Source organism: Microcoleus sp. CAWBG58 (assembly GCF_020883045.1).
GTDB lineage: Bacteria > Cyanobacteriota > Cyanobacteriia > Cyanobacteriales > Microcoleaceae > Microcoleus.
Genome location: NZ_JAHRFA010000134.1, coordinates 1 through 11,491 on the forward strand (window position 1 = coordinate 1; position 11,491 = coordinate 11,491).

At 46.1% G+C, this 11,491-nt stretch carries 7 protein-coding genes and 1 pseudogene; 1 reads left to right on the plus strand and 7 read right to left on the minus strand.

The window, feature by feature from the left end; translation table 11 throughout:
* Positions 1-145: 145 nt before the first annotated feature.
* The 6 genes from QZ918_RS31670 to QZ918_RS31695 all read right to left on the minus strand — a co-directional run bounded on the left by QZ918_RS31670 (position 146) and on the right by QZ918_RS31695 (position 9,940).
* Positions 146-2,014 (minus strand): adenylate/guanylate cyclase domain-containing protein, encoded by a 1,869-nt coding sequence (locus tag QZ918_RS31670; protein WP_293342742.1) that lies wholly within the window; start codon positions 2,012-2,014, stop codon positions 146-148.
* 158 nt (positions 2,015-2,172) lie between these two features.
* Positions 2,173-5,478: a PAS domain-containing sensor histidine kinase gene (locus QZ918_RS31675; RefSeq protein WP_293342745.1), complete on the minus strand. Its 3,306-nt coding sequence runs from the start codon at positions 5,476-5,478 to the stop codon at positions 2,173-2,175.
* Between the two features lie 369 nt (positions 5,479-5,847).
* Complete coding sequence (locus tag QZ918_RS31680; RefSeq protein ID WP_293342746.1) at positions 5,848-6,111, minus strand: hypothetical protein; 264 nt, start codon at positions 6,109-6,111, stop codon at positions 5,848-5,850.
* A 32-nt stretch (positions 6,112-6,143) separates the two neighbouring features.
* Entirely contained in the window at positions 6,144-9,266 is a 3,123-nt protein-coding gene (locus tag QZ918_RS31685) for an SbcC/MukB-like Walker B domain-containing protein (RefSeq protein ID WP_293342747.1), read from the minus strand.
* Between the two features lie 64 nt (positions 9,267-9,330).
* Positions 9,331-9,672: a type II toxin-antitoxin system PemK/MazF family toxin gene (locus QZ918_RS31690; protein ID WP_293342749.1), complete on the minus strand. Its 342-nt coding sequence runs from the start codon at positions 9,670-9,672 to the stop codon at positions 9,331-9,333.
* Positions 9,665-9,940: a hypothetical protein gene (locus tag QZ918_RS31695; RefSeq protein ID WP_293342751.1), complete on the minus strand. Its 276-nt coding sequence runs from the start codon at positions 9,938-9,940 to the stop codon at positions 9,665-9,667. The genes QZ918_RS31690 and QZ918_RS31695 overlap by 8 nt, the downstream gene beginning before the upstream one ends.
* A 196-nt stretch (positions 9,941-10,136) precedes the next feature.
* On the opposite strand from QZ918_RS31695, the gene QZ918_RS31700 reads away from it, so the two are divergent.
* Positions 10,137-10,763 (plus strand): RNA-guided endonuclease InsQ/TnpB family protein, encoded by a 627-nt coding sequence (locus QZ918_RS31700; RefSeq protein ID WP_293342753.1) that lies wholly within the window; start codon positions 10,137-10,139, stop codon positions 10,761-10,763.
* 50 nt (positions 10,764-10,813) lie between these two features.
* On the opposite strand, the pseudogene QZ918_RS31705 reads toward QZ918_RS31700, so the two are convergent.
* Positions 10,814-11,365 (minus strand): annotated as a pseudogene (locus QZ918_RS31705) (transposase); the annotation flags it as partial.
* Between the last annotated feature and the right edge of the window lie 126 nt (positions 11,366-11,491).

The following is an 11,491-nucleotide window of genomic DNA, read 5'->3' on the forward strand; positions in this document are numbered from 1 at the left end:
AAATCTGATGAGATTGGAGCCTTTCCCAATGAAACCAGTTGTCTCACAGTTTTTTGCCTCGTCGTAGAGCGAGATCATGCCAAACATGACCGTGGAACACCCCGCGAATAATTCATGACACTAACAAAAAATTGGAAGACTGGTATTATTTGCGACCAGTCAACAAATAAGTAACCATGTATCCCTTGCCCTTAACTTGAATCGCCCCTCGCTTCTGAAAAGTGTATTTATCCTTTAATATTTCATAGGTTTCGGCGGTGACTTGAATGCAGCCGGTAATCCCGTGGGATTCCATGCGCGAAGCAATATTTACTGTGTCGCCCCAAAGATCGTAAATAAACTTTTTTAAGCCGATGACGCCGGCAACTACAGGGCCGCTGCTAATTCCGATCCGAATGCTGAATGGTTCGGAATGATTTAAGCTCAGAAACCGGATTTCTTGTAGCATATCGATCGCCATATTCGCCACCGCCTCGGCATGATCCTCTCGCGGCGTAGGTAAACCGCCGACAACCATGTAAGCATCACCAATAGTCTTAATTTTTTCCAAACCGTGGCGATCGGCTAAATGATCAAAAGCTGAAAAAATATCATTGAGCACTTTCACTACCGCAGTCGCTGAAATTCTCGACGAAAGCTCTGTAAAGCCGACTATGTCGGCAAACATCACCGTTACTTCCCCAAAACTTTCGGCGATATTATGTTCATTGTCCTTCAAACGCAGGACGATCGCCGCCGGCAAAACATTCAGCAACAGTTGCTCGGATTTGGCTTGTTCCAATTCCAACTGTTGGTAAGCAGCCTGCAACTGTTCGGTTTGGAGAATTCTTTCTCGGGCTAGCTTTTCGATTTGGGCGGTGCGACTCAACGCTGTCAGCATATATGTCACCGGCAGCAGAGTCCACAACATCCCCATACTCAGAGTTCCCCAAGAACGCCAGTGCTTGCGAGTCTTCCGAATTTCCGGCGTTGCAGACACGTATAAAGACCACTGGCTGCCGCTAATTTTCAGCACCCTTTGGCAAGCTGCATACTGCGGGCCCGGATTGTCCAGAATCGGGCAGTTTGACCTTTGAGTTACTTTCGCAGCGGCCGATGCGGTGAACACTTGTTGGGTGGAGGATTGGAACAAAGCCCCAAATTGCGGAATTTGCCCGTCAGCAGCCCGATTTTGGAGTGCGGGGTCGCCCGTTGGCGGTAACAACGGCAGTGCTTCTGGCTTGTCTGGAGGCTCGCTGGCGAGATAAATGGTGAGGTAGTCGGTATTGCGTCCTTTTAAAGAGGTTTGGAAAATATCTTTGCCTTGAAATACACCCAGAACAAATCCTTGCAGCAGTTGGCGGCGGGATTCCAGGGCAGTCGGTTTAGTGCTGTTTTCGTAAATCGGAACTATTACCAAAAGACCCACTTCCGGCGAATTGCGCTGAATTAGACCGTCGTAGCTGGTGACAATCATTTCTCCAGTGTCGCGCGCGCGATCGATCGCGGCGCGAATTTCTGGGTGGGAGGTGAGGTCAAATCCCAATGCTGTCTCGTTTCCCGCCGTTGGTTCGACGTAGAAAGCTGGGAAATATTCCGAACGCTGGCCGGCCTTGCGGAGTTCTCCCTGGGGCCCGCGCTCTGTAATCTCGAAGGTGGAGTCAGTTTCGGTTCTGGCTTGGGCTTCGTATTTGGCGCGCTGGGAATTGGGAACGCGGGGGGCCCAAGCCAGCAGTTGCAGGCTGGGGTGAACGGATAGGGGACGGCCGACAAACCGAGCAAAAGAAGAACGTTCGACGGCGCTAAACGCTTTCATGTAGTCGCTGAGGGCGAGAACTGCGTCTAAGTCCGAGTTGAGTTGGCGTTCAATGCCGATCGAAATATCGTCGATGCGGCGGTGCATTTCGTAGTCGTGGCGCCTGTCTTCCCAGTCCCAAACCAAGGCAAATGCCAGCGCCGAGAATCCGACACCCAAAACAAGTGTCAACCCGGCTGGAATGTAGCGAGACCAGGATAAAGGTAGTTTTTTCAGCATAATTGCCTAGCGAATAAGGGCAGCAGATGAGCACACCGCGCAAGTGAGATTAATTTCGGCGTCTCAGTGCCGTTAATTCAAAACCTGATAACTCAAGCACCGACGGCAATTGGGCATTAAAAGTTAGATATTTAAACTTTTAGCTAAATTTCCATCCTTCACACCGGAATTTCAATCCAGAATTCTGCTCCTTGTCCGGGCGCTGAGATGCACCGCAGATTTCCCTTATGTTTTTCTACCACAATCTGATGGCTGATGGACAATCCCAAACCTGTTCCAGACCCAACCGGTTTCGTGGTAAAAAAGGGGTCAAACAGGCGCTTGCAAACGTCTTCGGTCATTCCAGGGCCGCTGTCGGCGATGCAAATAACCACGCGATCGCACTCGCCGACATTGCTTTTACTATTGTTCAACCCAGCTTTTTTCATTTCAGTACGAATCACGATCGTCCGGGGTTGTTTGCGGTTTTCCACAGCGTCAATTGCATTGCTGATAATATTGAAAAAAACCTGATTTAACTGCCCCGCACAACAGTGAATTTTCGATATATTTCCGTAGTCTTTAATGATTTCAATTCGTTTTTCTTTTGTGTCGTGGTGCAATCGATGCTGCACAATTAACAGCGTACTCTCAATTCCTTCGTGAAGGTCTGCCAACTTTATTTCTGATTGATCTAATCGCGCAAAATTCCGCAGTGACAATACAATATTACTAATTCTTTCTACTCCTACTTTCATAGAATTTAGCATTTTTGGCAAGTCTTCCTTGAGAAAATCAAACTCTATTTGCTTCAGTGTTTCGGTAATTTGCTGAGCAGGAGACGGGTAATAGTGCTGGTAGAGATTCAAAAGTTCTATTAAGTCGTTAAAATAGATGTTGGTGTGAGAAATATTGCCGTTAATAAAATTTGCAGGATTGTTGATTTCGTGGGCGATACCAGCCACCATCTGCCCGAGGCTAGACATTTTTTCTGATTGAATTAATTGGATTTGAGTATGTTGGAGTTGTTCGTAGGCTTCTTGCAATTGAGTTGCTTGTTTTCTCAATTGAGATTCCGAAGCTTGGAGTGCTGCTGCGGAAATTTTGCGGTTAGTAATATTTTCAATCATCCCTAAGTTGTAAATAGCTTTTCCTTCCCCGTCTCGGATCAAAGTAGCTGTCACATTTACCCAAACAGTTTTACCTGTAGCCGAAATATGGCGAATTTCGATTTGATAGCTCGGAATTTCTCCCCGATTGAGAGCAGCAGCAGCTTCGAGATTGTTTTGACGATCTTCGGGATGCCCAATTTCTATAAATGTTGTACTCAGCAATTCTGCTGCTGTATATCCCAGCATTTCGCAATAAGTTTTATTAACTCGTACCAACTGGCGATCGTCTAAATTGGCTAAATAGATACCGATGGGTGCATCTTCAAATATTTTGCGAAATAGTTCCTCGCTGGCCCGGACTTTAGCTTCGAGTGAAAGCCGATCGGTGATGTCTTCCAAAGTACATAAAATGCCTACGACATTGCCGTAATTGTCATGCAAAGGTATTTTATTTGCATCCATCCAGCGCTGGGTGCCGTCGGCTTGCATTTGAGGTTCAATAATGTGATATTCAGCGGTATTTTTTGCCATGATCCGGCAATCGCAATCTCGGAAAAATTTTGTTTCTTCTGGCTTCCAGGGCATATCGTAGTCCGTGAGACCGGCGATTTCAGTGGGATGATTCAAACCTGCGATTGTGGCAAAGTTTTTGTTACCTCCCAAGTAAACTGAATCTAGATCTTTCCAGGCGATTAACTGAGGGATGTTGTCGATGACCAACCACAGCATTTTTTTGGATTTTTGCAAAGCTTCCGTGCGTTCTAGGACGCGCTTTTCTAGTTCTTGATTGGCTTGTTCCAGGGCAACTTTTGACTCGCTGAGGGCGATTTCTGCTACTTTGCGATCGCTAATATCGATTGTCACCCCTTCCCAAAGTATCTCGCCGCCCGGTTGGAGTTCGGGGCGAGCAATGGCGCGAATCCATTTCAGTTTTCCCGATCGCGTAACGATCCGCCCTTCGTATTTCCAAGCTTGTAAATTTTCCCCGCAAATTGTGAGTGACTCTTGCATCGGTTGTAGGTCTTCTGGATGCACCAACGACCACATTAAACTTGAGTTTCTTTGAAGTTTTTCTGGAGTTAGTTCATAGAGTTCCGAACAGCCGGGACTGACATAAATAAATTCATTGGTGCCGTCGAGATGCTGCAAGTATTGATAAATCATTCCCGGTAGGTTGCCGGCCATTTTTTGGAATCTAGCTTCGCTTTGCCGCAGTGCTGATTCGGCAATTTTGCGATCGCTAATGTCGATCAACAAACCATCCCAAACAATGTCACCTTTTTCGTTCAATTCAGGTCTGGAAGCCCCGCTAATCCACTTGATGCGATCGCCCGGGAAAACTAATTTGCCTTCCCACCGCCAAGGCTCTAAAGTTTTAGCTGAGATGGCGACAGTTTCCTGGAAGTTTTGTGCATCCTCTGGGTGAATCATTTCGATCGCAGGAATAGCTGACTTTTGCAGTACCTCTGGTTCTAATTCGTAGAGTTCGCGACAGCCAGAACTGACGTAGGGGAATGACACAGCGCCATCGGCTGCTAGCTGAAATTGATAAATCATTCCCGGAACGTTGGCGGCTAGTTTTTGCAACCTCGCTTCGCTTTGTCGGAGTGCGGTTTCTGCTTCTACGCGATCGGTAATATCATAAAATGCCGATAAAATTGATGCTTCGCCCTTAAAATTAATCGCTCGCATCGACATCTTTGCCCAAAAAAAACTGCCATTTGCTTTCTTGAGGCAGATTTGGTCGCTGTCGCTAAAGCCGTGTTGTTTGACTAATTCTAGCAATTGATGGCGATCGGTGGCATGAGCATAAAAGTCGATCTTTTTGCTACCGATAAGCTTGTCTGAACTCAAACCGAAAGTTTCTCCGAGGGCAGAATTTGCGTACAAAATTGCGCTGTCTGAACGGCGCGTAATGATCGTAGGAATGGGAGTCGCAGTAGCGATCGCCCGCAATCTTTCTTCGCTTTCTTGCAGGGCTGTTTCGGCGGCGACTCTTTGGGTAATATCGTTCTGAACTCCGATAAAATGAGTGAGCTTTCCGTCGCCATCGAGGACGGGGGAAACAGTTAATTCGTTCCAAAAAGGTGTTTTATCCTTGCGGTAATTCTTGAGAATTACCTTAACTTCTGTTCCAGATCGCAAACTCCTGCGGAGTCTTTCCAATTCAGCGCCATCCGTATCGGGGCCTTGCAAAAACTGGCAGTTGTGTCCAATGACTTCTTCCCGGGTGTAGCCAGTGAGTTTCTCAAAAGCAGGATTGCAATATATAATAGGTCTGTCGAGCCTGCCAGCATCTGCGATCAGGATGCTGTTGCTCGATGCTGCGATCGCCCTTTCTAGGAGAGACAGGTGGAAAGAGTCTGTTGTCATCGGTGGCAATACACACACTCCGAGGGAGCGGACAGAAAAATAAAAATTTATCGATAGCTAGACGCATTCTTATTTTATTATCTTATTTTATTAATTTAGTTTTTTCCACCCAGCCTACAAAAAAAGCCGACAAACAAAGAATATCGGGCAATTTCAACGGCTATCTCATTTTCGAGTTCTGATTTAAGATTTTCTCTCGCCGATGACTTATGCTCTCAGGGTGGGGAACAGATCGACAGCAGTTGCATTCTTTTTTGCAACTGATATTATTTGCGATCGTCAATCATATCATGTTCGGTGGATTACCATAACAAAAACAGTTTGTAGTGCGTCCTGGTGTCCGCAAAAAGCTGCGGACTGAAGTCCGCACTACGAACAAAAACAGTTTGTAGTGCGTCCTGGTGTCCGCAAAAAGCTGCGGACTGAAGTCCGCACTACGAACAAAAACGGTTTGTAGTGCGTCCTGGTGTCCGCCACCGGAAAGCGGACTGAAGTCCGCACTACGAACAAAAACGGTTTGTAGTGCGTCCTGGTGTCCGCCACCGGAAAGCGGACTGAAGTCCGCACTACGAACAAAAACGGTTTGTAGTGCGTCCTGGTGTCCGCCACCGGAAAGCGGACTGAAGTCCGCACTACGAACAAAAATCGAAAATCGAATAATCTATCTAAATTGACAAAGTCAGGCTAGAACCCCGAGTAGTTTTGTTTACTTCAATCCTGGCTTGAAAAGCTTCTTTAAGGTGTGGCATATGGGTAACGGTGAGGATGCAGGCGAAGTCAGAGGCGATCGCATTAATGGCAGCAATTAGGCGATCGCACCCCTCCGCATCCTGAGTCCCAAACCCCTCATCAATAATCAACATTTGCAAAGCCGTACCCGCCCGCTGAGACAGCAATCTCGCCAGCGCCAGCCGAATCGCAAAGTTAATCCGAAAAGCTTCGCCACCCGAGTAAGTTTCATAGGGACGAGTACCGCGAGCATCAGCAATGAGAATGTCTAAAGTGTCAATCAATTTAGTGGCTTTTTTAGAAGCCGCCGCCCGCTGAGTAATAAATTGCACGTGCAACTGATTCGCACTCAATCTCGACAATATCTGATTAGTTTCAGCTTCCAATTGAGGCAAAACATTTTCAATCATTAAAGCTTGAATCCCGTTCTTGCCAAAGGCTTGACCCAACTCTTGATAAACTTTGTATTGGCGTTTAGCAACCTGAATTTGCTCTTTTTGAGCGACAAGGTGAACTTGCAAAGCTTCCAGATTTTGCTGCTGTTGTTGGAGGCGTCCGAGATTTCCCAAATGTTGGTCTAGCTGCTGGCGGCGGCGGCTCATTTGTTGTTCGATCGCACTTATTTGAGTAGTCGGATCGGGATGTTCTTGTAACTGCTGGTTCATCGCGGCAGTTTGAGCGGTGACAGCTTGCAAATCGCGATCGCGCACGGCGATCGAATTGGCGATTTCATTAACCCGCTGCTGCACTTGCGGGAATTGCTGAGTTGCCGATCGCAATTTTTCAGCACGGGCGATCCAAAATTGCGTTTTACGCATTTCGCTACGGACGTGTTCGTGCTGTTCCAAGTTATAGCCAACTTCCGCGATATATCTATTTAAAGACAGAATTTGCTGCTGAATTTCCGAGCTATTTTTTTGCTGTTCAAACTGTTGCTGTACGGCGGCTAATTGAGCCTGCAAATCCGGGCGGCGGCTGTTAATTTTATTAAGTTTCTGCTGAGCGTCTTTGATTTGAGCTTGCTTAATTTCCGCCCAGCGCAAACGCTTTTCATCGCTGCGGGCGAGGGAGTGACTGCGATCGCTATAATTGAGCTGTTGCAGTTGCTGTTCAATTTGCTGGAGTTCCCTCAAATCATCAGATCCATACTCGCCAGTACGCAACAACCGCTCGATTTCGGCAGCATCTTGACGCATACTTTGCAGTCGAGTTTCATCTTGGCCCAGGCTATCCAATTGAGCTTGCAAATGGCTGCGGCGTTCCCGCAATTCTTGGTAAGGCGCTAATTCCTGTTCTAGTTCGCGGTATTCGTGTCTGAGAACTTGAATTTCGCGCTCGGAAACTGCCAATTGTTCGCGGACAACCCACAGTTGATTCCAGATTTCCTGCTGTTGGGAGTGGTGTTTGGTGACTACCAAATTCCAGTAGTGTTCGTCTAAAGGTCGATCGCACAAAGGACAATTTCCAAAATTTGCATCCCGCACAATCAAAGGCGAATTAACTTGCTGAGTTTCGGCAAACTCGGCAGCTTTACCTTCCCCCGCGCTGGTTTCGGCTTCATTTGATTTCCGCAACAGTTGCAGTTTTTGGTCAATTTCGGCAAGTCGGGTTTGATAGTCGCGGCTTTTAGCTTGCAGATTTTCTAGAAAGCTGTGCCTTTCTTGGCCTTTTTCGCGAACTCGTTCCTGATAAACCCGCTTGTTTTCTAACTGAACAATTTGATGGGCGATGGCCGAGATTTGCTGCTGCAATTGTGGCTGTCGCTTCTGTTGCTGAACTTGCACCTGTCGCTTGATTTCGGCTAAGCGGGCGGTTAAACCGGCATGGGCGCGATCGAGCTTAGTTTGTGCCTGCTGCTGCTGTTGGAGTAGCGGCGAAACTTGCAGTTGCAGTTGTTCTAGTTCGTTAAGGCGCGATCGGGCTGCTTGCAACTGTGCGAGTCCTTTGTCAACCTCCGGCTGCTGCTTGAGAACATCTAGAACATCTTTTTCATCTTGTTCTAAGACATCTAATTGAACTTGCAACTGCTGAATTTTGTTTTGCAAAAGGCTCAATTCTTGCCGTTGCTGTTCTTGCAGGTTTTGGCGCTGATTTTGCGCTTGTTGGTGAGCTTTGAATTTGGCAGCCAGACTCTCTTCTGTGGCTTGCAAGCTCTGAAAATAGGCAATTCCTGCTGTTATTTCATTTTCTTGGGCGAGCAGGGCTTGCAGCTCGTGTTGCTGCCGCTTGGCGGCTGCAAGTTCTTGCTGCAAGCGGCGGCATTCTTGAGAGATATTGTAGTGTTGTTGCTGGTGGCCGGCGAGGAGTTTTTGCCAAGTTTGGCGGTTGTGGTGCTGGAGTTGCAGTTGCTGCAAACTTGCTGTATCGGCTTGCTGCTGCTGTTGAAGCAAATCGGTTGCTTGCTGCAATTGAATTTGTTCGGATGCGATCGCTTGACTTTGTTGCAGTTGCTCTTGGGTTGTCTGCAAGCCGTGTTTGAGGACTTCGACTTTGGCTTTAAAATCTCTGGCTTTTTCCTTGGCTTGTTCGGATAAAGTATCGTAGCGATCGAGTTTGAGGAGGTTGGCCAAAACTTGCTTGCGCTCGATCGGCTTTTTGAGCATAAACTCATCAGCACGCCCCTGCCGCAAATAGGCCGAGTTAATAAAAGTATCGTAATCCAGCTTGATATGTTCGAGAATTTTCTGCTGAGTATTTCTCAGCCCCTTGTCGGTGAGAGTGCGAAAACTCAGTCCCTCCTGAGTTGCAGCAGAATTCATGCTAACTTGAAATTCCAAACTTCCCGATTGTCCGCGGCGGCGGTTGCGAATCACCCGGTAAATTTGGCCGCCCGTAGAGAAAGTGAAATCAACTCGGACATCAATCTCGCCGATATGGATGATATCGTCTTCTGTATCGCTGCGACAACTGCCCCACAGCGACCAGGCGATCGCCTCTAGGAGAGAAGATTTACCAGCACCGTTAGGCCCGCAAATGCAAGCAGTGTGCAAGCCGCGAAAGTCTAAAGCAGCTTCGCGATAGCTGAGAAAATTTTTGAGTGTAAGTTGTATCGGAATCATTTAGGCCATCGCGCCATACAATCTATCTATAAATAACACTATTTGTGCGCTGTTGGCTAGTTATTCAATCCAGATCCAAAACAATTGTCAGTGCATCTGCAATTTCTTCCATAATTGTCTCCGAAAGAACTCCGAGTTGTCGGACGAACCTTTGTTGGGAAACGGAACGGACTTGAAAAGTGTCGGCGGCGGAGACTTTAGCCAAGCCATTTTCGCTACTTGGTTCTAGTCGAACCATCCAATTTCTCTCTGTATATCGTTCTTTCCAGTCAGTGATGGGGACAATCACTTCAAGCAGCAAAATTCCCACAGTTTCATCGCTAACAATTACTACCGGACGAGTTTTGCCGATTTCTGCGCCAACAGTAGGCTCAAGTGCAACCAGCCAGATTTGACCTCTACGCATTAGTCTTGACTCCAGCGTTTAGGTATTCTTCCTCGGATTCAAAATATGGTTCGCTGTCTGGCGACCACAAATCATGTAAAGCACCTCCCGGCATATAATCCTTGACTGCTGCTTCTGCTGCGGCTCTGAGTCTGAGCTTTCTCTCAACTTTGCGCTGGGCTTTTTGTTCTATGTCGTCGCGCATCATCCGCGAAGCTGTTTCGATGATTTCTAGGCGTTCTTCTGGTGTCAGATTTTTGAGTGCTGCTAAGATTTCTGTTTTGGTCATGATTTTTTCGGGTGTTTGGTGAGAAAGTACGAGTTCACCATCATTATAGAAAACATTCGGCAAGCGGAAAACTCTGAGTCTTTAGACCTGAGATGCAAGCGGGCACGGGCGGTTTAAACCGCCGTGAATTTTTATTCGTTCTTAACATTTAAAACAAAGAAAGACGTTAAAATACAAACTAAGGAGGTGAACCAGATTGCTAACAAATTATGTTTATAAGTTGCGATCTAATCAAACACAGTCATCAAAAATGTCTGCTTGGGTAGATATGCTGCGAAGCCAATATAATTGGTGCTTGAATGACAGAATTTGTCAGTACAATCAGCATTTTATCCAAGGCAATTACTTTGAGATCAGAACGAAAGGCGAAGCTTCACCATTGACCTGCTTCGTAAGTAAAAATGGCGCAACCGGAAATCCTTGGAAAGATTCTAAGTCTGACTTTGAAGGTAAAGCTAGAAATCCACGTCGAAGTGCTGGTGACATTCAAATAACAGCATTACCTGAGTTAAAAATGGCTAGACCTTGGTACAACGCTATAGATTCAACAGTTTTACAACAGAATGTTAAACGCTTAGACGTTGCCTACAAAAATTTCTTTGAAGGTAGGGGATTTCCTAAATTTAAAAATCGCAGCAACTTCACATCTTTTACTTTCGTAATGGGAGTAAGAATCAAGGGTAATAAAATTTACCTACCCAAACTGGGTTGGATGCGGTTTTACAACTCTCGCTCAATCCCAGATGGGTTTACCATTAAGGCTTGTACATTTAGAAAACGCCTGAATGGCTGGTATGTTTCCATTAGTCACAAGTTAAGCTAAAAACACTGTTGTCAATGAGTAATCTTACTCATTTTCTACCGACATACCAATTAAAATATGACTCCATTTGTTCCCTTATTATTGCCAAAAAATTGTTCGGGACTTCTTTGATTTCCATGGAAAGGAGAAATAATTAGCTTGACATGAGGTTTTCGCAGTCGCGATCGAATCCCTAAATCTTGATTTTTCTTGTCAGTAAAATACTTAACTAGATCGGAAGCTGCTCCTTTTTGATAAGCAACAGAAAAATGATATATTCCCCGATAAATCATTTCTAATGAAACACGTTCAATTGGTACTCCTAATTCATCTGCAACGGCATCCCCTAAGTCTACCAAAACAGCATAAAATAGCCAAGTAGCCCAGATTTGTAGCTGGATTCCATTCAGCGAACCCGTCCATAAATAACTTAAATTTAGGAGTCTTTTTACTATACAAAAGGCGTCTTCAATTCGCCAACGTCTTTGATACAAATCTGCCACTACATAGGGAGGCAGTATTTCGGGTTCTCGGACGCTTGTCAGATAAGAACGCCAGCCATTTTTCCACCGAATTTGTACTAATCTTATCGTCAAAGCTGGTGTTTTTTGGGTTCCTGCACCGTAAGGATTCAGGTAAAAATAGTTTCGCTCCCGAGCCGAATAATATGGTAATGTAGTCAGATGAGCCAAAAGTCAGAGTTATCAGCACCACTAAAATTAGAAATGGTTGACCAGTTGAGCCACCAG

Coding starts and splice junctions, on each gene's coding strand:
- QZ918_RS31695 (WP_293342751.1), bottom strand. CDS start 9,940: ATGACCAAAACAGAAATCTTAGCAGCACTCAAAAATCTGACACCAGAA.
- QZ918_RS31690 (WP_293342749.1), bottom strand. CDS start 9,672: ATGCGTAGAGGTCAAATCTGGCTGGTTGCACTTGAGCCTACTGTTGGC.
- QZ918_RS31675 (WP_293342745.1), bottom strand. CDS start 5,478: ATGACAACAGACTCTTTCCACCTGTCTCTCCTAGAAAGGGCGATCGCA.
- QZ918_RS31685 (WP_293342747.1), bottom strand. CDS start 9,266: ATGATTCCGATACAACTTACACTCAAAAATTTTCTCAGCTATCGCGAA.
- QZ918_RS31670 (WP_293342742.1), bottom strand. CDS start 2,014: ATGCTGAAAAAACTACCTTTATCCTGGTCTCGCTACATTCCAGCCGGG.